Origin of the sequence: Anatilimnocola aquadivae (genome assembly GCF_049819085.1) — a bacterium.
GTDB lineage: Bacteria > Planctomycetota > Planctomycetia > Pirellulales > Pirellulaceae > Anatilimnocola.
This window is the reverse complement of sequence record NZ_CP187419.1, coordinates 6652588-6676744: the sequence shown is the minus strand read 5'-3', so window position 1 is coordinate 6676744 and position 24157 is coordinate 6652588. Positions and strand designations below refer to the sequence as shown.

Annotated in this window: 21 protein-coding genes and 2 pseudogenes; 3 read left to right on the top strand and 20 right to left on the bottom strand. The window is 58.2% G+C overall.

Annotated elements, in window-relative coordinates; genetic code table 11:
* Positions 1-57: 57 nt before the first annotated feature.
* The 10 genes and pseudogenes from NA78x_RS26350 to NA78x_RS26305 form a co-directional block, all read right to left on the bottom strand.
* A pseudogene (locus NA78x_RS26350) lies at positions 58-1920 on the bottom strand (ABC transporter ATP-binding protein); the annotation flags it as partial.
* A complete protein-coding gene (locus NA78x_RS26345; protein WP_425615355.1) occupies positions 1920-2702 on the bottom strand; it encodes an alpha/beta hydrolase-fold protein in 783 nt (260 codons plus the stop codon). The pseudogene NA78x_RS26350 and the gene NA78x_RS26345, both read right to left, overlap by 1 nt.
* Positions 2703-2835: 133 nt before the next feature.
* Positions 2836-4005, bottom strand: a complete 1170-nt coding sequence (locus NA78x_RS26340; RefSeq protein ID WP_425615354.1) for a trans-sulfuration enzyme family protein — start codon at positions 4003-4005, stop codon at positions 2836-2838.
* Between the two features lie 251 nt (positions 4006-4256).
* The gene (tnpA, locus tag NA78x_RS26335) at positions 4257-4709 is read right to left on the bottom strand and encodes an IS200/IS605 family transposase (RefSeq protein ID WP_425615353.1); all 453 of its coding nucleotides are present in this window, start codon (positions 4707-4709) and stop codon (positions 4257-4259) included.
* 167 nt (positions 4710-4876) lie between these two features.
* Positions 4877-5797 carry an aminotransferase class IV gene (locus tag NA78x_RS26330; protein WP_425615352.1) on the bottom strand — a complete coding sequence of 307 codons (921 nt, stop codon included), beginning with the start codon at positions 5795-5797 and terminating at the stop codon, positions 4877-4879.
* Positions 5798-5836: 39 nt separating this feature from the next.
* The gene (locus NA78x_RS26325; RefSeq protein WP_425615351.1) at positions 5837-7222 is read right to left on the bottom strand and encodes a Gfo/Idh/MocA family protein; all 1386 of its coding nucleotides are present in this window, start codon (positions 7220-7222) and stop codon (positions 5837-5839) included.
* Between the two features lie 364 nt (positions 7223-7586).
* Positions 7587-7820 (bottom strand): carbon storage regulator CsrA, encoded by a 234-nt coding sequence (gene csrA, locus NA78x_RS26320; RefSeq protein ID WP_145095524.1) that lies wholly within the window; start codon positions 7818-7820, stop codon positions 7587-7589.
* Positions 7821-8264: 444 nt separating this feature from the next.
* Positions 8265-9311 (bottom strand): tRNA (adenosine(37)-N6)-threonylcarbamoyltransferase complex transferase subunit TsaD, encoded by a 1047-nt coding sequence (tsaD, locus tag NA78x_RS26315; RefSeq protein WP_425615350.1) that lies wholly within the window; start codon positions 9309-9311, stop codon positions 8265-8267.
* On the bottom strand, positions 9308-10711 hold the full coding sequence (locus NA78x_RS26310) for a S41 family peptidase (RefSeq protein ID WP_425615349.1): 1404 nt from the start codon (positions 10709-10711) through the stop codon (positions 9308-9310). Before NA78x_RS26310 ends, tsaD begins: the two co-directional genes overlap by 4 nt.
* Positions 10712-10849: 138 nt before the next feature.
* Positions 10850-12196 carry a Gfo/Idh/MocA family protein gene (locus tag NA78x_RS26305; RefSeq protein WP_425615348.1) on the bottom strand — a complete coding sequence of 449 codons (1347 nt, stop codon included), beginning with the start codon at positions 12194-12196 and terminating at the stop codon, positions 10850-10852.
* Positions 12197-12384: 188 nt separating this feature from the next.
* Between NA78x_RS26305 and NA78x_RS26300 the strand changes: the two genes are divergently transcribed.
* A complete protein-coding gene (locus NA78x_RS26300) occupies positions 12385-13245 on the top strand; it encodes a M48 family metallopeptidase (RefSeq protein WP_425615347.1) in 861 nt (286 codons plus the stop codon).
* A gap of 13 nt (positions 13246-13258) precedes the next feature.
* Here NA78x_RS26300 and NA78x_RS26295 read toward each other — a convergent pair whose 3' ends face one another.
* The gene (locus NA78x_RS26295) at positions 13259-14047 is read right to left on the bottom strand and encodes an SDR family NAD(P)-dependent oxidoreductase (RefSeq protein WP_425615346.1); all 789 of its coding nucleotides are present in this window, start codon (positions 14045-14047) and stop codon (positions 13259-13261) included.
* A gap of 140 nt (positions 14048-14187) precedes the next feature.
* On the opposite strand from NA78x_RS26295, the gene phnD reads away from it, so the two are divergent.
* On the top strand, positions 14188-15321 hold the full coding sequence (gene phnD, locus NA78x_RS26290; protein ID WP_425615345.1) for a phosphate/phosphite/phosphonate ABC transporter substrate-binding protein: 1134 nt from the start codon (positions 14188-14190) through the stop codon (positions 15319-15321).
* 238 nt (positions 15322-15559) lie between these two features.
* On the opposite strand, the gene NA78x_RS26285 is transcribed toward phnD, so the two are convergent.
* The 9 genes and pseudogenes from NA78x_RS26285 to NA78x_RS26245 all read right to left on the bottom strand — a co-directional run bounded on the left by NA78x_RS26285 (position 15560) and on the right by NA78x_RS26245 (position 21006).
* Positions 15560-15766, bottom strand: a complete 207-nt coding sequence (locus NA78x_RS26285; RefSeq protein WP_425615344.1) for a hypothetical protein — start codon at positions 15764-15766, stop codon at positions 15560-15562.
* A gap of 180 nt (positions 15767-15946) precedes the next feature.
* Entirely contained in the window at positions 15947-16183 is a 237-nt protein-coding gene (locus tag NA78x_RS26280; RefSeq protein ID WP_425615343.1) for a hypothetical protein, read from the bottom strand.
* 96 nt (positions 16184-16279) lie between these two features.
* Positions 16280-16363: pseudogene (locus NA78x_RS26275) on the bottom strand (hypothetical protein); the annotation flags it as partial.
* Positions 16364-16416: 53 nt separating this feature from the next.
* Positions 16417-16851 (bottom strand): plasmid mobilization protein, encoded by a 435-nt coding sequence (locus tag NA78x_RS26270; RefSeq protein ID WP_425615342.1) that lies wholly within the window; start codon positions 16849-16851, stop codon positions 16417-16419.
* Positions 16799-17032, bottom strand: a complete 234-nt coding sequence (locus NA78x_RS26265) for a type II toxin-antitoxin system HicA family toxin (RefSeq protein WP_425615341.1) — start codon at positions 17030-17032, stop codon at positions 16799-16801. Before NA78x_RS26265 ends, NA78x_RS26270 begins: the two co-directional genes overlap by 53 nt.
* Before the next feature lie 36 nt (positions 17033-17068).
* Positions 17069-17224: a hypothetical protein gene (locus tag NA78x_RS26260; protein ID WP_425615340.1), complete on the bottom strand. Its 156-nt coding sequence runs from the start codon at positions 17222-17224 to the stop codon at positions 17069-17071.
* Positions 17225-17257: 33 nt separating this feature from the next.
* Positions 17258-17827: a hypothetical protein gene (locus NA78x_RS26255; protein WP_425615339.1), complete on the bottom strand. Its 570-nt coding sequence runs from the start codon at positions 17825-17827 to the stop codon at positions 17258-17260.
* Between the two features lie 138 nt (positions 17828-17965).
* Positions 17966-19897 (bottom strand): biosynthetic arginine decarboxylase, encoded by a 1932-nt coding sequence (gene speA, locus NA78x_RS26250; protein ID WP_425615338.1) that lies wholly within the window; start codon positions 19895-19897, stop codon positions 17966-17968.
* A 116-nt stretch (positions 19898-20013) separates the two neighbouring features.
* Entirely contained in the window at positions 20014-21006 is a 993-nt protein-coding gene (locus tag NA78x_RS26245) for an NAD-dependent epimerase/dehydratase family protein (protein ID WP_425615337.1), read from the bottom strand.
* Between the two features lie 106 nt (positions 21007-21112).
* On the opposite strand from NA78x_RS26245, the gene NA78x_RS26240 reads away from it, so the two are divergent.
* Positions 21113-24151: a PVC-type heme-binding CxxCH protein gene (locus NA78x_RS26240; RefSeq protein ID WP_425615336.1), complete on the top strand. Its 3039-nt coding sequence runs from the start codon at positions 21113-21115 to the stop codon at positions 24149-24151.
* Positions 24152-24157: the final 6 nt, after the last annotated feature.

Below are 24157 nucleotides of genomic sequence, written 5' to 3'. Positions count from 1 at the left end.
CCGTGCTTCGTCCTTGCCCTTTCCCAGCAAAAGACGAAGCACGGCTTCATTCCACATCTATCCGTGGCTGAACTGTCGCACCATGCCGGCATAAGCACCGCCGAGCGCGATCAACTCCAGGTGATTGCCGCGCTCGATGATGCGGCCATCTTCCAGCACCAGCACCTGGTCGGCATTGCGAATCGTGCTTAAACGGTGAGCTACGACAAAGCTGGTCCGCCCGGCGAGCAACTTGGCCAGGGCCGATTGAATCCGCAACTCCGTGAGCGTATCCACGCTGCTAGTGGCTTCATCGAGAATCAGAATCCGCGGGTTGGCGAGGAGTGCTCGGCAGAAACAGACCAGCTGACGTTGCCCCAGCGACAGTTGCGCACCACGTTCGCCGACCTGCGTCTCTAGCCCTTTGGGCAAATCAGCCAGCATGTCCAGACAGTCGAGTTGCAACGTGGTGGTCAACACTTCTTCGTCGGTAGCTTCCGGCCGGCCGACGCGAATGTTTTCCTTCACGGTTCCACTGAACAGAAAATTCTGTTGCAGCACGAGCCCCATTTGATGATGCAGCGATTCGTTGCTCACCAGCCTGATATCGTGGCCGTCGATGAGCACTTGCCCCTGCTGCGGCAGATAGAACCGCGCGATGAGGTTAATGATCGAACTCTTGCCGCTGCCCGTGCGGCCCACGAGTGCGATCGTTTGGCCTGGCTCAGCGGCGAGACTAATCTCGTGTAGCACGGGCCGCTCGGGATCGTAGCCGAAGGTGACGTTCTTCAATTCCACGTGACCGACGACCCGCGGCAGAGGCTGGGCATCGGGAACATCGGTCCACTCGGGCTGGCGATCGAGCAGGGCAAATACGCGCTCGGCCCCGGCCATCGCCGTGAGTGCCTGGTTGTATTGATTGCCAAGAATCTGAATCGGACTGAAGAAGCTGTTGGCGAGAAAGAAAAAGTAGATCAGATTCTCGACCGGCATTTGCGTCGCAGGATTCAGCACGCGGTAGCCGCCGACGAGCAACAGTGCCACGATAAAAATCTGACTATTCAGTTCCAGCAGCGGCAACAGCAATCCTTCACGGCGAACCGCTTTGACTACATTCTCGCCGTGCCAGTCGAGCAATTCGCGAAACAGTTCGGCGTTGACGTCCTGTCGAACGTAACCCTGCGTCACTCGCACGCCGTTGATCGATTCGGCTAGTGTCGCGGTCAACCGACTGAAGCTTTCTTGCACCACGCGATAAGCATTGCTCAGCTTCTTGCGAAAAATGCGATTCAACATCCAGAGTACCGGGCTCATGGCCAGCACGACGCTGAAGAGCGCGGCATCGGAGTAGAGCATGAAAGCGCCGGCTACTCCCATCTGCAAAATGCCAACGAGACTGACGAAGAGCACGTCTTGCACGCCCACCCGCAGTGACTCGCAATCGCTGGTCACGCGGCTGATGATTCGCCCCAGTTTCGTTTTGTTGTAAAAGCTCATCGGCATGCTCTGCAGATGAGCGAAAATCTCCCGGCGCAGATCGTGAATGACCGCTTCGCCCAGTTCGAGCGCCAATCGCTGGCGAAAGTGAAACACCACCTGCGTTGAGAGTGCCAGCAATCCGAGCCCGAGGGCTCCGAGCAGAATAGCCTGAACAGGATCGTCGTAATTCTTGTGATTGGCAATCGGCCCATTAATGACCCAGCCAATCGTCCAAGCAATCGAGGGCAACTGAATCGCCCGCAGCACGACGCACACAAAGAGCACATTCCGCTTCCACGCATACGGCCGCATGTAGCCGATCAGCCTGGTGATCAGGCCGATATCGAGGGGTCGCTTATCGGGTTCCCGCTCATCCACCGCGCGCGCAGCCGTAATCGACAGCTTCGGTATCGCGCGCTCGGGGGCGGTGGTCATTGCTTGGTAGTTGTCCGTCGGGCTACTTAAAGAAGTCGGCGATGCTCAGTTTGCAGGCGATCGACAATGAACTGAACTGCCCGCGGAGCCATGCGATGGTAATACTCGAAGCCATGCCCGCCGCCGCTGGTTTCCATATCGCACTCGTGTGGAATGCCCAGCGAGTAGAGCTTCATCCGCAAGCGATCGGCCGAGTTCCACCAGCGGAAGTCTTCGGGGTCGCAGCAGAAAAATTGATTGCGGGGCCAATTAAGCGGGTGAATGTGCAGCGTCGCAGAGTCCTGCCGCGCGGCTTCCGGATCGCTATACATCTCGGGCAGCGTCTCGTCACCTTCGTTGTACCGCAGGTAATAATCGATGGCCGGCGAGATGGCAGCAGCAACGGGAAACATCGTGGGAAACTTGTACGACAGACGTAGCGCCCCCTGGCCACCCATGCTGGTGCCCAGAAGCGCGATCCTGGTCGGTTGGTTTTGCTTGCCCGGCGTGGCACCATACTCTTGTTCGATCCAAGGCAATACGCGCGTGAGCAAGTGTTGCTGGGCGGTCACTTGCGGATCGAACTCGCGGCAGATGATGTCGGTCCACCAGCTTCGTTGGGTGAACGGGGCGACCACGGTCAGTCCGTGGCGAGCGAACTCGTCGATGAACGGCTGTTTGTCGACCAACCGATTCAAATGGACTCCGTGCAAGTAAAGGACGACAAAGCCCTTCTCATGGCGCACCGCCGGTTCGAAGACATCGCACGGATGCCCGCCGACAGTTGCTTCACGCCAGGTCCCTTTGTTAACGATGGTTCCGCTATTCACAATCGAATCCAAACGAATAAAACATCTTAACCTGAGCCGGAAGCGTCAGCGCCCGGAGAACACTTGCTGAGTCTGCTCGCGTGAACTCTCCGGGCGCTGACGCTTCCGGCTCAGCAAATACCACCCTTCCACGCTACACTTGCAGGAGAGCGCTGGCGAGGGCACTGCAAATGTGTTGCGGGGTTTCGGTGCCGACCGACAGGCGAATCGTCCCACCGGTGATGCCAAGTTGAGCGCGACCTTCGGGTGATAGGCCGCGATGACTGGTCGTTTCCGGATGACTGAGCGTTGTCGACAGTTCGCCCAGTGACGGGCAGAACGGAATGTCTTTCGCTGCTGCAATGAACTTGTCGGCGGCAGGTCGCCCGCCGCGAAGTTCAAACGCTACCATCGTGCCGAAGTGCGTGTTGAATTGCTTTTGCGCGAGTGCATGCTGCGAATGGGCGACCAGGCCCGGATATTCCACTCGGCTGACTTCTCGCCGCTTCGTCAGAAACTCGGCCGCTGCCAACGCGTTCGTGCAGGCTCGTTCCGATCGTAAGTGAGCCGTAGCGAGGCCGCGCGCGGCTAGCCAGCAATCGAACGGAGACGCCGAGAAGCCCCAAGCGCTAATGACTTGCTTCACGCGCGGCCAAATATCGGTTCGGCCGCCGAGATAGCCGAGCAGCACATCGCTGTGGCCGTTGAGCGTCTTGGTGAGGCTTTCCATGACAAAATCCGCCCCGAGTTCCATCGGCTTGCAGACGAGCGGCGAAGCAAACGTATTATCGACGAGCAGCCTGGCTCCGCGGCGATGAGCAATTTCGGCCAGTGCGGCAAGATCAGCCACTTGCAAAAGCGGATTGGCAATGGTCTCGGCCAGAACCAGCTTCGTCTTATCGGTCATGGCCACTTCGACCGCAGCCAGATCGTTGGTATCGACGATGGTCAATGTGATTCCCAGTCGCGAAGCCTCGGCACTCAATAACTGCAGCGTCTTGCCGTACACGCGACTCGCGGTCACGACGTGATCGCCTTGGCCCGTCGTGGCCAACAGCGCCGCAGAAATGGCAGCCATGCCCGAGGTAACCACCGCGCCATGCGGTGCCTGTTCGAGTTCGTTCAGCTTCGCCGCCAAAGCGACCGCGTTCGGATGACCATCGCGCTGATAGACATAGCCAGGCTCTTGCCCGCCAAGCATCGCATCGGCCTGGGCGGGGGACTCGCATTCCCAGACGCTCGTCAAATAGATGGGCGTGGCGTGTGGTTGCGTCGCCAGCGGCTGCAGTCGATCCGGCCGCGGCAAAAAGTCATCGGGTTTCATGCGAGCCAGCTCAAGAGTTGAAGAGGTCCGTAGCAGGAATACTATTGTATCGCACAACCGGGTTCCGCGTGTCCGGGGCGGGAGACGTTACAGCGGACTTGCGAGCAACGCGACTGTCCAAGGCAACGCAAACTGGCCAAAAGAAAGGGGCCAATTCAGCCAGCCCGTAGGGCTCGCGCGTGTCAGCCCAGGGCAACGCCCTGGGAATGGGATCTCGCAGTGATCTGGCACCCGGAACGGGTGCGGCGAGATCAGCCCCAGACGTACTTTTCATCAAATTCCACTTCGTAGCGTTTGAGAAAATCGCGAAACTCATCTTGGAACGAAATCTTGCCATGATGCGTTTGTTGTTTGCGTATGTAGTTGATGGCTGTCTTGCGTTGCGAGAAGCCGAGCGAGAAGGCACCGTAGCCATCCTGCCAGTCGAAATTGCGGAACTGGCTTCCTTGCTCTTTGAGCCAACGCGAAGTCCCCTTCTTAAGATGCATTACCACATCGGCAAGCGCTTCTGTCCGATGCAAGTCGAACAGCACGTGAACATGATCGGAGACATTATTCATTTCAATCAGGTGACACTTCTCTTCCTGCAGAATGCCGTATGAATACTGACACAGCGGTTCATAGAAGTCGGCGGGCAAGAGTGATTGTCGATTCTTCGTGCTAAAGACCAGGTGAATCAGGATCCTGGCATGTGACTGCGGCATGGCTAACGCATCCTAAAAACGTGAGATTTGCGAGTACGCGTTTAGGATATCGAGCCACTTCATCGTTGGCCAACTTCGCCGCACCCGTTCCGGGTGCCTTGCTCGTACAAAACCATTCCCCAGGGCGTTGCCCTGGGCTATCAAGCTCTGGCCCTTCGGGCCGAATGCTAAGACCGCGTCGCAAACCGCACTGCCTGCGCGGCAATATCCAGCCCTACGCGGTTGCTGAAGGCGGCGCGCAACTGGCGGGCGATAGGGCCAGGTTTGCCGCGGGAAACCGCTTGGCCGGCGAAACGAGTAACGGGCCAAACACACGGGCTGGTACTGCAAAGGAGGATTTCGTCGGCGGTCGAGAGATCGGCGACGGTGAGGTCGCGTTCGCTCCAGGGAATCGAGAGTTCCGCAGCCAGTTCGGCGAGAATTGCCACACTTACGCCGGGCAAAATGCTTGCGCGAGGAGGCGAGACGATCCCTTCACGTTGGCGATAGATGAGCAGGTTCGCTGTGGAAGCTTCCAAAACGAAGCCTCGTTCGTCGAGCATGACCGCTCGCGCGCCCGGCTCGATCTGCCGCGCGCGACGATCGGCCAGATAGTAGTGCATCCGACTACGGCACTTCAGTTCTGCTGGCCAGCAATCATTGGGGACTTGCCGCACATCGGTCAGCACGAGCGCTTCTCCCTGCTCGTACTTGTTCACCCAAGAACCAAATGGCAGCGGATAGGTGTGCATACCGATGGTGGGACCGGAGTGTCCACCGGCAGCCACGAAAGTGCCGTAAATGCCCGGCGTGACGAACATCGACAGGCCCAGATCATCGCCCGGTTGCAGCAGGGCATGATTGCGTGCGGCCAGCTCGCGGGCGCGAGATTCTAGTTCCGCTAGTGTGACGCCGGGATCAATTCCGACGATCTCGAGCGAACGAGCGAGCCGTTTCAAATGCCGCGGCAATTCGAACAACTGGCCATTGAAGGTGCGCAGTTGTTCCGCCACGGTTACCCCTTGAACGAAGCCACCGTCGGTAACGGAAATGACCGCCTGCGATTGAGGAACCCACTGGCCGTTGAGATTTGCAATGGGTTCCGTCATGTAGTCAGTCATCCGCTTTCGGGAGGGCGAGCCTTCGACTTACGCGTATTCCTGCGTCGTGTTCAGGCCCGGCATCGGAATCGGGTACTTCCCTTCCGCGTTGGCCTTGATCGGCGCATCGCCACCCTTCGTCAGCTTATCGACATCGGGCGCGAACTCATGCTTGCTATTGAGGATCTCGTCGAAGGTAACGATTTGGCCGGTGTGAGCTGCCATGCGGCCCATCGAAGTGACCAGGCTGGCTTCAGCACCGCGCTTCACTTCGTTGTGAGGCTTGTCGTTGAGAATGGCGTCGATCAGGTGTTCCCATTCCAGAGCGTATGGATTGGGTTCGGGGCGACCGAACTGCCAGATGATGTTTTCTTTGGTCATGTTCTGACCCTTGTAGATCTTGCAACGTGACGGAGCGTGCCCCGCTTGCGAGATGATCGCCGAGCCCTTGGTGCCGTGAGCAAAGCTGGCGAATTCATCGTGGCAGCCTGGCATCACGCGGCCGTTCATGAATAGCTTGGCACCGTCGGCAAAGGTGTACTCGACGGCGTAGCTGTCGAAGTTCTGGTCGATCTTGTCACCCCGATAGTTACGACCACCCACGGCTTGCGCTTGAACCGGCCAGGCGTTCTTCATCCAGCAGCATTCGTCGATGTTGTGAATGTAGAAATCGCTGAAAAGACCACCGCTGGCCCACAAGAAGCTGTGGAAGCGTTGAATCTGGTAATCGAGTTCGTTCATGTCCGTTGGCTTTGGATCCGAAAATGCGGAACCAACCGGTGGATGCATGCGATAGGCACGCAGGGTAATCAAGTCGCCCATTTCGCCGGCTTGAATGCGGTCGAACAGTTCGCCGCGGGCTTCGCAGTGTCGACACATCAGGCCGACGCCGACCTTCATGTTCTTCTTGACCGACTCTTCTCCGAGGGCCAGCATCTTGCGTGTGCTGGGGCCATCGACGGTGATCGGCTTCTCCATGAAGACGTTCACGCCCTTTTCGATGGCGTACTTGAAGTGGACCCAGCGGAAAGCTGGCGGCGTCGCGAAGATGGCAACATCGCCCGGCTTGAGGCAATCGATGGCCTGCTTGTAGCCATCGAAGCCGATGAACTTGCGGTCGTCCGGAACTTCCACCTTGTCTTTGTTTGCGTTCTTCAAACCCTGATGGCTGATGTTTAAGCGATTCTCGAAGACGTCAGCCATGGCGACGAGTTTCGTCTGGCCAATCTTCACACCAAGCGCATCCTTGGCCGCGCCTGTACCGCGACCGCCGCAACCGACGAGCGCGATCTGCACCACATCACTGCCCGCGGCATGCACGCGGGGGACCATCGCGCCGGTAAGCGTCGCTGCTGCAGCCATCGTGCCTGTCGTCTTCAGAAAGCTGCGACGAGAATCGGTAGCGCCAGACTTGTTTTGAGGGACGTCGTTCATGAGCGACCTTTGCGGAAAGTGAAGGGAGAGGCAGAGCTTCAGTATTTCATCCGCACGAGCGTGGGGGAAGAGATGGGACGGCAAATTGCGGCCGGATTAGCCTGCTTGTCGGCTGCTCCGCCGTTAGGAGGAGGACGCGAGCATCGCGCACAGAAAGCGACCAGGGGCCGCTTGTTACGAGAAAATTTGACCGGGGCCGGGATGATCGTTCGCCGCGAGAAAGAATCCCGACCCCACCTCCATGATTGGCAGCCCAGCTTCAGATTCGGCTGGCACAACTTCCGCAGTTGGTTGTGCCCGAACTTGGGTCACCGCGAAGAGGTGTGTGACCCAAGCAGCCAGCGGCAGAGACCAACAGACTTACTTACGCACCAGCAGAATTGGCGCGACCAAGATCCTTCGTATCGCCGGGCCGCAGCGTGCTGGCCTTGCGATTTTCTCGTTGAATAGCCTCGTACACCTCTTGGCGGTGCACGGGGATATCGGACGGGGCTTCAATCCCCAACCGAACTTTATCGCCTCGAATATCAACAATCGTCACGACAATATTGTCGCCGATCATGATGCTCTCATCACGGTGTCTCGACAAAACCAACATCGGTGGCTCCTTCCTCTACACGACGTCGCCGCGGGGGGCGGGCGCGAATGATCTGCGGAATAAATGGATAATAGGGATGGCAGCGGGCTCTTCTTGGTGCCGGCGAGCGCTCACTCTCGCGGCTGGGTAAATCGAGCGGACAGCTTCGGCGGGCCGACCTCTCGATTTCACTCACCGGGCGACCGCACCGGTGAGCTCAGCGACTGCAGTGCTATCACGCAACCGTCTGACAAGACAACTATCGTCCGCAAAGCTTCGCCAATATTAAATTCCACCGCAGGAGGCACACTTTACCACTGCTGCCGTTTGTGACGGCGCGACAAAGAGCCATTGGCAGTCTCGCCAGCGCTGCGGTCGCAGAACAACTGACTTCACTTCGCGCAAAAATCGCGCCGTGATTCGCATTCACTCAGCGCGTGTTGGTGCTCTCGCATTCATGATGCGCTAACGATCTCTCACCAATCCAGGCAGCACATCCAGACCAAGGTCCGCGAGCTTTCCCGCGTGAAACATTTCCCAAGCGATGGCACCCATCACCGCGTTGTCGGTGCAAAGCTCGGGCGGTGCGAAGTGAAGTTCAACCTGCAGTGACTGACACACTTCTTGCAACCTGGTTCGCAGCAAGCGATTCGCCGCGACGCCGCCACCGACGCACAAGCGCGGCAAGCGTATGTGTTGCAGAGCGGCTTTCGTTTTCTCTGCCAGGCTGGCGACGACGGCCGCCTGAAAACTGGCGGCGATATCGGCGACCTGTTGCGCGCTGAGTGGTGGCGGCCCGTCGATGGGCTGGCCGGGTCCCCAGATTTCGTAACGCACAGCCGTCTTCAGTCCGCTGAAACTGAAATCAAACCGCTCTTTTTGTCCGCGCAAGCCTTGAGGGAATCGATACGCTTTCGGATTCCCGTTTTCTGCTACCTTGGAGATGGCAGGGCCGCCCGGATACGACAAGCCAAGCAACGTCGCCACTTTATCGAACGCTTCGCCGGCGGCATCGTCGATCGTTCCCCCCAGTGCTTCGAAATCGGTTGAGGTTCGGCAATGATAGAGACTCGTATGACCGCCGCTGACGATCAGTCCCAAGCAAGGATAGACATCTCGTCCCGCAGCGAGTCGGCAAGCATAGATATGGGCGTGCAAGTGATTGAGAGCAACCAGCGGCTTTTCAAGAGCCATCGCGAGGGCCTTCGCAGCGGACACTCCCACGATCAGCGAACCGGCTAGCCCGGGCGTGTGAGCCACCGCAATCAAGTCGAGATCGGCGGGCTTCAACGATGCTCGTCGAATCGCTTCATCAATAACCGGCACAATCCGTTCGACATGCGCTCGTGCTGCCAATTCGGGAACGACGCCCGCATAGCGGCGATGCAACTCTTCCTGCGAGGCGACGACGGACGACAAAACTTGCAAGTCGTCGGTAATGACGGCAGCAGCCGTCTCGTCGCAAGTGGTTTCGATCGCTAACAAATACCGCGGTTCAGCAGACTCGGTCATTTGGCCGCGGCCTGCTTTTCGGCGAGGATCTTCGCGGTCTTTTCGACCAAAAACTCGCGAGCTTTTTCCAGCGTCTTGTCGACAAACGGTTCGCTGGACTTCGCAGCCGGATCGGCTTCTTTGGCGACTTTGATTTTGATCATGTCGCGCTCGCGCCGATCTTCCGACCAGCGATTGTCATCTTCTTTGGTTGTTTTCACTTCAAAGCCTTCGTTGGGCTTCACGCCCCATTCGTCGCCGTCTTTGTCACTTTCATGGCGATGAATGTTCTTGCCACTAGGGCGCAGATAGCCAGCTGTTGTCAGCTTGAGAGCACTCTTGCCGGATTCAAGTTCGACGATGTTCTGGACGCTCCCTTTGCCCCAGCTGCGTTCGCCAATGACGGTGGCCCGCTCGTGATCTTGTAGGCAGGCGGCGACAATCTCGCTGGCACTGGCACTGTAATGATTCACCAGCACGACCATCGGGAAATCGCTGAAGGTTCCTTCCTTCTTCGCCTTCCACACACGTTCCTGCGTATTGCGACCGGCGGTGCTGACGATTTTGCCGTCTTCGACGAACAGATCGCAAACATCGATGCCGGTGCTGAGCAAACCGCCCGGATTGAACCGCAGGTCGAGAATCAGCCCACTCATACCCGCTTTGGTCAAATCGCCCAGCACTTGCCGCAGGTCGTCAGCCGTATGACGAGCAAAATTGGTGATCCGGACGTAGCCGATCTTTTTGTCGTCATCGAGAAAGTAATTCCAGGTGAAGTCGGCTTCGCGATGATCGCCCAGGACGGAATCCACGCGGATCAGTTCGCGTTTCACTTCCAGTTCCGCGACTCGATCCTCGGCGACATGCTTGACCTTAATCTTGACCGGCGTGCCAATTTTTCCCTTCATTCGCTTGACGGCATCATCGAGGCTGATGCCCTTGGTCGATTGCCCTTCAATTTCCTGAATGATGTCGCCACCGCGCAGGCCCGCGTTGAAGGCCGGCGTTTTGAAGATGGGTGTGATGATTGTCAGTTCACCACTTTCGACCGACACGGTGATGCCGATACCACCAAACTCGTTCTCGACGCTGCTACGAAACTTCTCCAGATCACTCGGCGGGATGTACGAAGAGTAGGGATCCAACTTGGTGAGCATGCCCTTGATGGCCGCTTCGAGCAGTTCGCGGCGGTCAATCTCTTTCACGTAGTTCCGCTCGACCTGATCGAGCGAATCGGTAAACAGGCGGAGTAACTCGTACTCCAGCGCGTCTTTGTCCGCCTTCTTCTCGGCCGTGGCTTCTTTCTTGTCGCTCGTCGGCTTATCTTCCGCGAGGGCGGGAAAAGAGATGGGTAGTAAGCCAATTGCCAGCAAGGCGACGATCCACGAGTTGCGGCGGAGCGAACAAATTGGCAGCGGCATAGGGTGCAATCCTTTTCCAGGGTGGGTGGCGGCCACATCAAGTATAGATGCGGCCACCACTCGGAACAATTCTCAGGTGTGCTTGCACGCCTGCCAGTCGGGTAACAAGTTGGTCACTCGGCTGGTTGGTCGCGGGGGCTACGCCTTCTGTCCAATCACTTCCCAGCCCTTGCGATACTCCCGCTTCAGGAACTGGTCGGCATCGGGTTTGTTCGTGAAGGTCAGCTTTTCAGCATTCCACTCGAGCGTTTCGCCCTTGAATCGCGAAGCGACTCCGCCGAGCAGGACCGACTCGGTAAGCGGGCCGGAGTAATCGAAACTGGCAGAGTTCTTGCCGATGCCACGAACAGCGTCGACAAATTGCTGCCAGTGATTCACGCCTTCGAGCGCGGGGCGTTCAAAAGCCAACTCTTCCTTGCCGTCAGGCTGCAGCAAGATTGGCGCACCGACGTGCGGCAGAATCATCAGCCCCTTGGTGCCAATGAACACCGAACCTTGGCCGGGCAACTCGCGGCCACCCAGCATCGCACCAATTTCGGCAGGTGGACGTTGATCGCCGTCGTACCAGGTGACATTGACCGTTTTACCGGCAGTGAACTTGTTGCCTGGAAAGACGTAAAAAACCTTGGCATCGTTGGCCCAGTTCGTTTCCGTCGGTACCGGACCTTCTGATTTCACCGAGACGGGCGCTGTCAAAGCTAAGGCAGCAAAGACGGGGTCGTAGATATGGCAGCCCATATCGCCGAAGGTGCCCGTGCCAAAGTCGAGACGCTTCCGCCAGTTGCCCGGGTGATAGTAGCCGCCGCCGATGAATGGCCGCTCGGCAGCCACCCCCAACCAGCCATTCCAATCGAGCGAGGCCGGCGGAGTCTCCGTCTTGCCAGGGAGCGGCGACGAATCGCCCCACTTCTTATTGCTCCAAGTGTGGACTTCTTTGATCTGGCCAATCGCACCGGCCTGCACCAGATGCACCGCCATGCGGTACTCGTTGCTGCTATGAACTTGAATGCCCATTTGAGTGACCAGTTTCTTCGCCTTGGCAGTTTCTGTCAGTTGGCGACACTCGCTCACATTGTGGGCCAATGGTTTTTGCCCATACACGTGCAGCCCGTAGTGCATGGCACTCAGGCCGATCGGCGCGTGCATGTGGTCGGGGGTCGACACATTCACACTGTCGAGGTTCTTGTGTTCTTTGTCAAGAAGTTCTCGCCAGTCCTGATAAACGCGCAGGTCGGGCTGCTTGGCCTTCACGGCATTCGCTTTGTCCATGTCGACATCGGCGATGCATACCAGTTGCACGTTGGGCACTCGCGAAATGGCTCCCCAATCGGCGGCAGCCATTCCCGATGCGCCAAAGCTGGCGTGGCGAACCTTCTCGCTCGGTGGTGCCGACTGCAGATTGCGAACGAAGTAAGGGGCGGTGATCGTGGTCGCGGCAGCAACCTTCAGGAAGGTACGACGCGACGCTGATTGAGGACGACTCATGGTGGGACTCCTGGGACGAAATGAAAAAAGGCAGATTTCGGAGGAGAGAGGCGGGCAGATCAACCAGACATACCATACCAGCTGCGCGAGCCAAGTGGCATAATTGGCGGCAAGACGTAGGAACGGATTTTGCTGGCAGGCGATAGTTCACCTTTTCACAATCCACCTGAAACAACGGGAGGCCTATTATGTCCGCTGGCTACGATAATCAAGGGATGCGTCGCGGGGGCCGTTCGCTCTTGATGCGGTTTGTTCCGATCCTGATTGGTTTAGCAATGATCGGCTGGATCGCCGTGAAAGGGTGCCAGCGCGGCCCGCTCGGGCGGATGCAAATCGTGGGGATGAACCCCCAAGAGGAGAAGGCACTCGGGTTGCAAGCCTTCGAGGAAACTCTCAGCGACGCCAAGGTCGTGCAGGGCATGCAGGCCGAGGAAGTGAAGGCCATCGCGGCGCGGCTGATCGCCGCCACAAAAGATCCGGCATTTCTCCAGGCCGCTGGTTTGAAGCCACAAGATATGGACTGGCAAGTCGAAGTGGTGGATAGTCCCGAGGTAAATGCCTTTTGCCTACCGGGGGGCAAGATGGTGGTCTATACGGGAATCATTCCGATCGCCAAGACTGAAGCGGGTCTGGCCACGGTACTGGGGCATGAAATTTCGCACGCCCTCGGTCGCCATGGTTCCGAACGGATGGCCAGTACACAGATGGCACAAATCGCTGTGAACTCTGCCGGTGCTTCGATTTCCGATTTGGATCCCGCTCAGCGCGAGGGGATCCTGCGAACCCTGAATGCCGGAGCCAAGTACGGAATTTTGCACTACGGCCGCAAGCATGAATCTGAAGCCGATCACCTGGGCCTGTTCCTGATGGCAACCGCTGGATTCGATCCCAAGGAATCGATCGAGTTCTGGGGACGCATGCAGGAAGCGACCGGCAATGTGAAAGGGCAGCCTGAGTTCATGGCGACGCACCCCAGCCACGAAACTCGCATTCGTGATCTCAGCGGTTGGATGCCAGAAGCCGAAAAACTCTATCAAGCCCGAAAGTAGACCTGCATGCTGTTTACTTCGCAGGAGGCCTCGTCTGCTGCGCAGCCATTCGGGCCGTAAAGGCCCGCGGTAGCACACTCGAGCAATACGTCATCAGCGTGTTCTTCCAGCCATCGACAATCAGGCCGCGCCCTTGCTCAAGTGCTCGCAAGGCGGTTTTCACCACTGCATCTGGTTTGTGCGAGCCGACTCGAATCACCTCGGCCGAGTTCGAGCGTTCAAAGAACTTGGTAGCCGTTGGTCCCGGGCAAAGCGTGACGACGCGGACGCCTCGCCCGCGCAGTTCTTCGGCGAGTGCCATCGAAAACGACACGACAAACGCCTTGGTCCCCGAATAAACCGCCATGTAGGGCACAGGCTGAAAGGCGACAATCGACGCCAGGTTGATAATCGCCCCTTCGCCGCGACTCAGCATGCCCGGCACAAAGGCGTGGCACAGGTCGACAACGGCCGCAACATTGACCATCACCTCGGCACGTTCAGTGGCCGGATCGTTCGTTTCGAAGTGCCCATAGGTCATGAACCCGGCGTTGTTCACCAGCAGATCGATCGAGACGCCCAGTCTGGCAACTTCGGCTGCAATCCGCGTGGCCGAAGCCTCCTGGCTCAGATCGGCCGCGACCACATCGGCCCGAATCCCCTGCTCGGCAGTCAACTTCGCCGCCAGCGTTTGCAGCGCTGCTTCGTCGCGAGCCACCAGCATCAGGTTCATCTTGCGCCGCGCCAGTTCCTTGACGAACGCCTCGCCGATCCCCGACGAAGCGCCCGTTACCAGTGCGGTCTTCCCTGCATACGTGTACATATCGCGCTCGTGTAGGAATGGACTTTGGAGGCCGTGATAGTGTACTGCCAAAATGCTTCCCTTGGCCGTGGTTCTGCTAGAATGCGGCGGGCGATCGAGTCGTAAGAACATCCCGTCATCCGCCTCTCGAAGGTGCCGTCATGACCACGAGTCTCGCTCCCGCTCCCCAGTCTGCGCCGAAGCCATCCCAGCCTGGCTTTTCTCTTCAGAACGTGTTGAAGGTGGCGATCCCGCTGGGGCTTGTCGTGGTGGCCGTCTTCTCGGGCGTTTATCTGCAAGCCCAACGAGCCATCGAACCAGTCGACTTTCTCGCGAGCGTCAGCCAAGCACTTCGCGCACCAACCAAGCTGGCCACCGGTCTCTCTGATAGCAATGGCGACCTGGTCGCCGATGCTCCCGCTGCGGCCGATCAACTGCTCGACCCCGAAACGCTGGAGTTTGAAGTGCTCGGCAGCGATCTCTCACTCGAGCAACAGCAGTGGGCCGACTTCGTCGCTCATCTGGAAAAAGCGACCGGCAAGAAGGTGAACCTGAGCATTCGGCCCGAAACCAAAGGCGTTTCGCCCGGCGATGCCCTGCCACCGGTGGTCGTACAAGCCAGCGATCTGCGCGCGGGGAAGATCCATCTCGCCTGCTTGAATACGGGTGCCGTCTCGCTCGCGGTGAACGAAGGGGGGGCAGTGCCGTTTTGCGTCATGGCCGATGCCGAGGGCAAGTTCGGTTACCAGATGGAACTGATCGTGCCGGCCAAGAGTGCCGCGCAGCAAGTGCCCGATCTCAAAGGAAGCGAAAAGATCCTCTTCACCAATACCTACTCCCACTCCGGCTGCAAAGCTCCGCTGATGATCTTGTGGAAGGAGTTCAACCTGCGACCCGAGCGGGACTACACGCCCGTGTTCGTCAACAAGCAGGAGCAGGCCATCAAAGATATCGCGGCCGGTCGTGGCGATGCTGCCCCCGTGGCCAGCGATCTCTATCAGCGGGTAATGAGCCGTGGCGATCTGCCCAAAGACTCTGTCCGTTCCATCTATCAGTCGGCGACCTTTCCTCCTGCCTGCTTCGCGCATGCTCATCAACTGCAGCCCGAATTGGCAGCCAAGATCAAAGCCGCGTTTCTGGAATTTCCCTGGGCCGGAACCTCGCTCGAAAAGGCCTATACGGCCGCCAACCAGTCGCGCTTCGTCCCCGCCAGCTACCAAACCGACTGGTCCGGCGTGCGCGAAGCTGAAGAGGCTCTCGTCTCGATGCTTCCCACCAAGCCTGCCGCTCCGTGAGTCACAAAGCGTGACGTCAACGAACAGAACTTGACCCCAAACAGTGCCAGTTTGTGAACACGACCTGCAGTATTCCTCGGGCGCCACGCACATTGCTGTTCACAAACCAACCTGGTTTGTGAGCGCCCCCTGAAGGAGCGTAGCCCGTTGGAGTTCCGGCTTTAGCCGGGCATTCTGCCTTCGCCCCTCTCCTACCCAATACAAGACCGGCTAAAGCCGAAACTCCAACCAACTCCAACTACAACTCGGGCGGATCCCAGTCTTGGCCATAGTCGAGGACTGGATAAGTGCGCCAGCGTTCTTCGGCGAGCTCTCGCCCTACATCAGCCAGATATTGCGAGGCGTTTGAGTAGGGCCACTCTTGCCAATGGTGAACATACCTGTGCCGGACGGCGTTGTTCAGTACGTAGTTGAGCGTCGCCCAAAAGTGCAACTCCGATTTCATTCCAGTTTCTGCCGCGCGGTGCCAACAATGACGGCCTCGCTGCTGGTCCTCGGAATTCCAACGAAATGAACTGCGGCCGTGCAGTGTCCCCAGTTGTTTGAGAAGCACCTTGACCTGAAGCGAATGCAGCAAGACGTGGTAGTGATTGGGAAGAATGATCCAGGCAAAGATTTGTTGACACTACTCGCTGCAAACGCTCAATAGTTCTGCCTCAAATTCGCTCATGCGCTGCGGATGAGCACCGATCAGCGGTCGATGCTCGTAGCAGGCCGCCGTGACAAGGTACAGTTGGCTCTCGCTTTCGTAGTGCGGCGGGCCATGCCAAGGAAGGCGGTGGTTCTGCCGCTCCAGCAACGCCGCTTGCCGCTGCTCCGGCGTCAGCTGTCGCCAGCGATACATAGGACGGTCAGGGTCCATGCAGTCGCCTTCAAATGCCAAACGGTTGGAGTTCCGGCTTTAGCCGGTTTTCTTCGAACCAATTCAGAATAGCCGGCTAAAGCCGGAACTCCAACACTAGTCCCCTGGTACTTCCAGGTAGGTGTAGCCGTTGAGGGCGTCGTCGTAGAACTTGATGAAACGACCGGCGGCCTGGTGGTCGAGGCGGCTGTCGGGTTACGTCGCGCCTATCGGCATGTGATTTCGCAATCCAACTAACGCGCCGCGTCGATCACCACTGCACGAATGAAATCCGAAAGCCCGCTGAACCCTCGACTCTGCGCGCGACTTTCAAGCAGAGCCTTCTCCTCCGCAGTCAGGCGAACATTTACCTGCTGAGTTCGCAGACCTTGCTGTGCAGGTGCGGGAGGCGTCCTGCCGTTCTCCAGCAGAAAACTCACGGCGGCCACCAAAGCTGCTCGCGTTGAGACAACGCAATCGTCTGCTGTCGCACCGTCCCCGAACACATTCGGCAACTCCAGTCCTCGCCCGAACCACTCTCCCTCTTCGCAATTCAGAATGATCTGGTACTGTGCGACCAACTGTTTCGCTGCCTTACTGACCGTCGCGCTGAATGCCCCGCGTTTCACTGCAGGCTTACTCTCCGTCGCATGGTTCTTCGGGCTCTTCTTCGCGGGCTTGCTCGGCATCGATGATTTTCTGGATCCTGCGGACATAGCCGTACTTCACCAATCCCTTGTGAACGGGAATCGAAACCAGATCGGAGCCATCTTTCACAAAAATGTGATGCGACCCGCTGATCCGCGCCAGTTCATAGCCAGCCTCTTCGAGCAGCTTTCGAACCTCGGCGAATCGAACAGGGCTCGGCATTGTAGTATAGCCTGCGATATACGGAAAGCCAATCGCTTAACGCAAGGAAGAGCCGAGGGCGGCCGCCAGCAACGATACCAGCGCGAGCAGTGAGGCCAGCGACATTTGCCAGCGTTTGAGGGTGCGCTCGAAGAGCAGAAACCACGCAACCAAAGCGACAACGGAATTAATCAGAAGCAGGGCGCTATTCATGGGATGCATCGCCGCTGTGTGAGGCGCTGAACGCTATTTCCTAGAGTTATAAAACTTGTACCAATGGCTGAATACTCGTTCCTGCGAATTGGTCCGATCCACGTCCCGCGGCACCCAGCCAATTCCATATTCGCACTCGGGGTAAACTTCCGTCACGAGATAGACGGATCCATCCTTCGCGATCTTTACTCTTTCGACGGCAAACAAACCAACGCGACGCGGTGTCGCAGGCAGCGTGGCGGATTGCCTCGCTTCGTTAACAAACTCGCTGAGACTGTAAGACGAGCAATAGAGCCTGGCCACAAAGAACAGATCAGTGGCCCACAGCAGTTGAAAGCAATACGCGCCGACGAGCCCTGCGAGCGCAATTCTTCTGAACCAATCCCATTCACCGCGCAGAGCAACGAGCACGCAGCCTAGCTGTATCAATCCCAAGGCAACGCCAACGTAAACCGCGAATACCCAGGGCATGCCGAAATCGCCAGCAGGCCCGTGCGAGGGGCTGGAAAACACCGGCAGATAGAGGAAAAACCAGCCCCAACAGGAAAAGCAAAAAATTGCCGAGAGAGTCATCCGGAAATTGTAGTTGCGGGGCTTGTTCATTTCGCAAGGTCTTCTCGCAGCTCAGCCCTTTACCCCAGAGTACTGGGGAAAGGGAGGAAATGCGCGCCCGTGTGACCTCCAGCTACTGTGTTTTGAGTACAAAACACAGTAGCCCAACTGCGACCCTCGCGTCCAACATTAATCGCCCGGTTCTTCCAGGTAGGTGTAGCCGTTGAGGGCGTCGTCGTAGAACTTGATGAAACGACCGGCGGCCTGGTGGTCGAGGCGGTTTTCGCGAACGGCGTTCTCGACGGCCGTTTGCAGGCGGGTGACGAGATCGCTGTGATCGAACTCGACGTAGTCGAGCACTTCGCGAACGGTGTCACCCTTCACAATGGCTTCGAGAATCACTTCGCCGGTGGGCGAGCAGTCGACGTGCACCGTGTTGGTATCGCCAAACAGGTTGTGCAAGTCGCCGAGAATCTCCTGGTAAGCACCAATGAGGAACGCGGACAAGTAATAAGGCTGTCCGTTGTACTGGTGAAGTAGCAGTGTGCGTTTGACGTCGCGGCGGTCGATGAACTGGTCGATCTTGCCATCGCTGTCGCAAGTGATGTCGCCCAAAACCGCTGGGCGGTTGGGACGTTCGTCCAACCGATGAATCGGCATCACGGGAAACAACTGCTTGATCGCCCAGCTATCGGGCATCGATTGAAACAGCGAGAAGTTGCAGAAGTAGGTGTCGCTCAGCATCAGGTCGAGCCCTTCGAGCTCCTCCGGCATGTAGTCGAGTTGTTCGGCAAAGCGGCGAATCTTGCGGCAGATTGCCCAGAACATGGTCTCGGCGATCGACCGCTGCTCGAGCGAAAGGTAGCCGGTGCCAAACAGCGTCATGGTCACGTCCATGGCTTGCTGGGCATCGTGAAAACTTTCGAGCACATTGCGAGCGGTGATTCCCTTGTAGGTATCCATCAGGTCGTGCAGGGGCTGCTCCGATTCCTGGTTGACCTCGGGTAGAGTCTCTTCGCCGTTCTGGCCTTGGTTCCCTTGGCCCGAAACACCCAGCACGCCGAACACGAGCGCCGCGTGGTAAGCAGCGACCGCGCGACCGCTCTCCGAGATGATACTCGGATGCGTCACACCTGCTTCGTCGCACACGCTCTGCAGGTGATACACCACGTCGTTGGCGTACTCTTGCAGCGTGTAGTTCATGCTCGATTCAAAGTTCGTTTGGCTGCCGTCGTAATCGACGCCCAAGCCGCCGCCAACGTCGAGATACTCGAGCCCCGCGCCGCGCTTCACCAGGTCGACATACGCGCGGCCCGCTTCGGTCATCGCGCCCTTGATCTGACGAATATTGGTAATCTGGCTGCCGAGATGGAAGTGCAACAGCTTGAAGCAGTCGAGCATGTCGCGGCTCTTCAGTTCATCGACGGCTTTCAAGATTTCGCCGACCGTCAGGCCGAACTTGCTGCGGAAACCCCCTGACGACTGCCAACGGCCGGAGCCCTTGGCGGCCAGCTTGATGCGCATGCCGATCTGCGGACGCACGCCAACCTTTTCGGCATACTTCAGGATGAGGGCCAACTCGGTGTACTTTTCGACGACGGGAATGACGTTGCGGCCGATCTTCTGCGCCAGCATCGCCATTTCGATGAACTCGGCATCTTTAAAGCCATTGCAGATGATGGGCGTGACGGCGTCGGTCATGGCGACGACCGCCAGCAGTTCGGGCTTGCTGCCCGCTTCAAGACCGAAACCGTAAGGCTTGCCGTACTGCACGACTTGTTCGACCACGTGCCGCTGCTGATTCACCTTGATGGGATACACACAGGTGTAGCGGCCTTTATAGTCGTGCTCTTTGATCGCTTGGGCAAAGACGTCGTGCATCTCGCGCAGGCGATCCTTCAGCACGCCGTTAAACCGCAGAAGAATCGGCAAGTCGAGCCCGCGCAGTTGCAGGCGATCGACCAGTTCCTTCATGTCGATGCCGATCGCGGGATCCTTGTTGGGATGGACCTGCATGTGCCCTTGAGCGTTGATGGAAAAGTAACCTTTACCCCAGCGCGGCACATCGTACATTTCGCTGGCATCGGTAATGGTCCAACGCTCGACGGCATCTTTCAGCATTTCAGGCAGTCCCCCAAGGACGAAACTTCGCGAACAGAATTTCCGAATTGGAAAACGAATGATTATACGCACTTCCCCCCGGCGACAAGGACGTCAGTGAGTTCCAGCGGAAAAATTCACGAAGTAGTGTCCCACGACGCTTTCAACCGGCGCATTCCGTCCACCATGCTGATGGCCGGGGCGTAGCCAAAGTCGCGTTTGGCGGCCGAGATATCGAAGTAGTGGGAAGTGCCAAGCTGCAGCGCGAGAAAACGGGTCATCCGCGGTTCGTCGGTACGGCGCAGGAGTGTCCAAAGACCTTCCATCAGTGCACCAGCCGTGTAGGCACCTCGCAAACTGATTCTTTTCTTCACTGGCGGCAGACCGGCGAGTGCCAGTAGCTCGTCAATCCATTGCCAGCAGTTCACTGGTTCGTCGTTCGTGATGAAGTAAGCCTTTCCAGCCACGGGCGAACCGGGTTGCAGGGCATCGGCGGCCTGCAAGTGGGCGGCCGCGGCGTTTTCGACATACACGGCGTCGATGAGATTGGTGCGATCACCGACATAACGCAGTTTGCCGCTGCGGGCCCGGTCGAGCAGCCTGGGAATGAGATGCTGGTCTCGCGGACCCCAAATCAAGTGCGGGCGGAGTGAACAGGTCAGCAGGTCGGAGCTATTGGCATCCAGGACCAATTCTTCCGCGACTGCCTTCGTTTGCGGATAGTAGCACAGGAACTTCTCGGGATACGGCACACTTTCGTCGACACCTTTTTGATCGCCACCGGCAAAGGTCACGCTCGGGCTGCTGGTGTAGATGAGTCGCGGCACCTTGTTCCGCAGGCAAGCTTCGAGCACGTTGGCAGTGCCCGTGACGTTCACATCCCAGTATTTGGCCTTCGGTCCCCAAATGCCGGCTATCGCCGCGACGTGAAACACCGCATCGACGCCCTCGGCCGCCACTTTCAGCGAAGTCAGATCCCGAATATCGCCGCGAGCAATCTCAGCCCCTTTGGCAGCCAACTCTGGTTCGGCGCGGCGCACGAGTGCCCGCACGCGATCACCCCGCGCGAGCAATTGCTCGGCGATGTACCGTCCTAAGAATCCATTCGCGCCGGTGACAAGAGCGTACACGTTGATCCCGCGTTCGAGTTGTTGATGTCCACTTGTTGAATTCTGCGGGCTGGGTTGCGAAGATGGCGTTGTCCCGTCCTACCTCCTAACCCGCGAAAGAGACCTGATGGCTTCGGATTATACCTCCCGTCTGCCGTTCGTATTGGCCTTTTGCTGCGTTACTCTCCCAGCGTTGCTTGTTGCCCAACAAACGAAACCCGCCTCGAAACCAGAAGCGAATCCCGCTTCCAAACCTGCTGTCCCCGACTCGGTCGACAAAGACTATTCGGCAGAGTTACCCAGGCTGGATCCCCTTTCACCCTCCGAGGCGCTCGGCTCGTTCGAGATTGTTCCCGGCTTTCGCCTGGAGCAGGTCGCTGCCGAGCCGCTGGTGTGTGATCCCGTTGCGCTCGCGTTTGATGAAAACAGTCGTTTGTTCGTCGTCGAGATGCGCGGCTATTCCGAAAATCAGAGCGAAAAGCTCAGCTGCATTCGCCTGTTGGAAGATGCTGATGGCGACGGCAAGTTCGACAAGAGCACGATCTTCGCCGACCAGTTGAACTGGCCCACAGCCATTCACTGTTGGAAAGGTGGCGTGTTCGTTGCCGATGCCCCCGACCTGCTCTACTTAAAAGACACCAATGGCGATGGTGTTGCCGATGAGCGCAAGGTCGTCCTCACGGGCTTTGGTACCAGCAACGTGCAGGGTCTCGTGAACACGTTTCAATGGTCGCTCGAGAATCGCATCGTCGGTGCGATCAGCAGCAGCGGAGCAGAACTACGCAAGCCCGCTGCGGCTGATGAAGAGCCGATCTCGATTCGCGGGCGCGACTTTTCGTTCAACCCCGAGACACTGGCAATTGAGACCATCAGTGGTGGTGCCCAGCACGGCGCGACAACCGACCGCTGGGGCAATCGCTTTGTCTGCAGCAACAGCGATCACATTCAACACACGGTTTTCGAAGATCGCTATCTGGCTCGCAATCCCTATCTCGCCGCGCCTGGTGTGCGCCGCAGCATCGCCGTTGAAGGTCCTCAGGCCGATGTATTTCGCATTAGCCCGATCGAGCCGTGGCGAATTGTGCGCACTCGCTTGCGAGCGAACAAGATTGTGCCGGGTGTGGTCGAAGGTGGCGGACGCCCAGCGGGTTACTTCACCAGCGCTACGGGTGTGACCATCTATAACGGCGATGCCTTGCCCGCCGAGTTTCTCGGCATGGCCTTTGTCGGCGATGTGGGGAGCAACATCATTCATCGCAAAACGGTGAAGCCGAACGGGGTCAGCTTTACGGCGCAACGTGTCGATGAGAAACGGGAGTTCATCGCCTCGCGCGATACGTGGTTCCGTCCGGTACAGTTTGCGAACGCTCCTGATGGAGCCCTCTACATCTGCGACATGTATCGCGAAACAATCGAACATCCGGCCAGTATTCCGCCGGTCATCAAGAAGCATGTCGATCTGACCAGCGGACGCGATCGAGGTCGAATCTATCGCGTGGTGCCGGAGAAGGAACTGGTCCAGCGCGGTCCGCAGCGATTGGGTAGCGCAAAAACAGCGACCCTCGTCACGCTGCTTGACCATCCGAATGGTTGGCACCGCGAGACTGCCGCACGTTTGCTCTACGAACGGCAAGATATGTCTGTTGCTGGAGCCCTGCAGGCTTTGTCGGCCGACGGCAAAACCCCCGAAGGTCGACTGCAAGCTCTCTGGGCACTACGCGGCCTAGACCTGCTGTCGGACGAAGTTCTGCTGCCGCGGTTGCTCGATAGGCATCCTGCGGTACGTGCGCAGGCAACCAAGCTGGCAGAAACCATGGCGGACAAGTCACCGGCGCTTCGTCAGCGACTGGTGCAAATGGTCAGCGATGAAGATCCGCGAGTTCGCTTTCAGGTCGCTTTATCTCTAGGCGCGCTACCTGCCGCCGAGCGGGTTCCGCCGCTGCTGAAGATCATCGCAGCCGATCCTGCCAACGCCGATTTGCGGATTGCGGTCCTCTCGTCGCTGGGAGATGGTGCGGGCCTAATGCTGGAGCAATTGGCCGCGAATGGCAAGCTTGCCGAACAGAAGAACGCCACGGAACTTGTTAGCAACCTGGTAATGCAAATCGGTAAGCAGCAACGACCGGAAGATATCGCGCTCCTCGTAAGCACAATAGGCAAATGGTCGACGGGTAAGTCGCCTTTGCTGCCTCTCGCCTTGCAGAGCCTGGCTGCGAGACAGGATTCGCCACTCGGCAAGCAGATTGCCGCGGCCACGGGCGGTAAGGCCGACGAGTGGTTGCAGGAATTGCTCGGTACTGCGTCCAAGAGTGCCCTCAATCGCGCAGCAACGCCGAAGGACCGCGTCGCCAGCATTCAGCAACTGCGGTTGGCTGGTTTCCCGCTCGTGAAGCAACTGGCAACAGAGTTGCTCTCCCCCGCGGAACCCGGAGAAGTTCAAGCAGCGACACTGAGTGTCGTTGGCTCATTCGATTCACCGGAAGTGTCGGAGTTTCTGCTCGCGAGACTCGATCAGTTCACGCCCGACCTCAAGGCCCGTGCGCTCGATGTTCTTTGCTCGCGTCCCGGTTGGTCGCTGGAACTCCTGAAGGGAATCGAAAGCAAAACGGTAGCCGCTGCCGATCTCGATTCATCGCGATTGAAGCTCTTGAGCGAAAGCTCGGCCGACGAAGTTCGTCGGCGGGCATTGGCCCTCGCTTCGCTCAGTCGCCCTAGCGACCGAGCGGAAGTGCTGGCCGATTATCGCGGCGTGCTCGACGCCAAGGGAGACGTCACTCGCGGCAAGGCTGCCTTCAAGAAGAACTGTTCCGCCTGCCATCAGTTGGAGGGTGTTGGCCATCCGCTGGCCCCGAACCTGGCCGCGATGAAGAATCGCGGGCCAGAAGCGATTCTGGTGAACGTGCTCGATCCGAATCGCGAGGTAAATCCGCAATACCTGAATTATCTGCTGCTCACTTCCGACGGGCGCGCACTTAACGGCATGCTCACCGCCGAATCGGCCACCAGCGTGACGTTGCGCCGGCAAGAGAACGCCACCGACACCATCTTGCGAGTGGACATCGAGAACTTGAAAAGCACCGGCCAATCGCTGATGCCCGTGGGACTCGAAAAGCAGATCGACCGAGCGACCATGACCGATTTGCTGGAGTATTTGAAGTCGCTGTGATCGGTC

Excerpts from the sequence above, each read along its gene's own strand:
- NA78x_RS26340 (WP_425615354.1), bottom strand. The coding sequence starts at position 4,005 with ATGAAACCCGATGACTTTTTGCCGCGGCCGGATCGACTGCAGCCGCTG.
- tnpA (WP_425615353.1), bottom strand. The coding sequence starts at position 4,709 with ATGCCGCAGTCACATGCCAGGATCCTGATTCACCTGGTCTTTAGCACG.
- NA78x_RS26330 (WP_425615352.1), bottom strand. The coding sequence starts at position 5,797 with ATGACGGAACCCATTGCAAATCTCAACGGCCAGTGGGTTCCTCAATCG.
- NA78x_RS26325 (WP_425615351.1), bottom strand. The coding sequence starts at position 7,222 with ATGAACGACGTCCCTCAAAACAAGTCTGGCGCTACCGATTCTCGTCGC.
- csrA (WP_145095524.1), bottom strand. The coding sequence starts at position 7,820 with ATGTTGGTTTTGTCGAGACACCGTGATGAGAGCATCATGATCGGCGAC.
- tsaD (WP_425615350.1), bottom strand. The coding sequence starts at position 9,311 with ATGACCGAGTCTGCTGAACCGCGGTATTTGTTAGCGATCGAAACCACT.
- NA78x_RS26310 (WP_425615349.1), bottom strand. The coding sequence starts at position 10,711 with ATGCCGCTGCCAATTTGTTCGCTCCGCCGCAACTCGTGGATCGTCGCC.
- NA78x_RS26305 (WP_425615348.1), bottom strand. The coding sequence starts at position 12,196 with ATGAGTCGTCCTCAATCAGCGTCGCGTCGTACCTTCCTGAAGGTTGCT.
- NA78x_RS26300 (WP_425615347.1), top strand. The coding sequence starts at position 12,385 with ATGTCCGCTGGCTACGATAATCAAGGGATGCGTCGCGGGGGCCGTTCG.
- NA78x_RS26295 (WP_425615346.1), bottom strand. The coding sequence starts at position 14,047 with ATGTACACGTATGCAGGGAAGACCGCACTGGTAACGGGCGCTTCGTCG.
- phnD (WP_425615345.1), top strand. The coding sequence starts at position 14,188 with ATGACCACGAGTCTCGCTCCCGCTCCCCAGTCTGCGCCGAAGCCATCC.
- NA78x_RS26285 (WP_425615344.1), bottom strand. The coding sequence starts at position 15,766 with ATGAAATCGGAGTTGCACTTTTGGGCGACGCTCAACTACGTACTGAAC.
- NA78x_RS26280 (WP_425615343.1), bottom strand. The coding sequence starts at position 16,183 with ATGGACCCTGACCGTCCTATGTATCGCTGGCGACAGCTGACGCCGGAG.
- NA78x_RS26270 (WP_425615342.1), bottom strand. The coding sequence starts at position 16,851 with ATGCCGAGCAAGCCCGCGAAGAAGAGCCCGAAGAACCATGCGACGGAG.
- NA78x_RS26265 (WP_425615341.1), bottom strand. The coding sequence starts at position 17,032 with ATGCCGAGCCCTGTTCGATTCGCCGAGGTTCGAAAGCTGCTCGAAGAG.
- NA78x_RS26260 (WP_425615340.1), bottom strand. The coding sequence starts at position 17,224 with ATGAATAGCGCCCTGCTTCTGATTAATTCCGTTGTCGCTTTGGTTGCG.
- NA78x_RS26255 (WP_425615339.1), bottom strand. The coding sequence starts at position 17,827 with ATGAACAAGCCCCGCAACTACAATTTCCGGATGACTCTCTCGGCAATT.
- speA (WP_425615338.1), bottom strand. The coding sequence starts at position 19,897 with ATGCTGAAAGATGCCGTCGAGCGTTGGACCATTACCGATGCCAGCGAA.
- NA78x_RS26240 (WP_425615336.1), top strand. The coding sequence starts at position 21,113 with ATGGCTTCGGATTATACCTCCCGTCTGCCGTTCGTATTGGCCTTTTGC.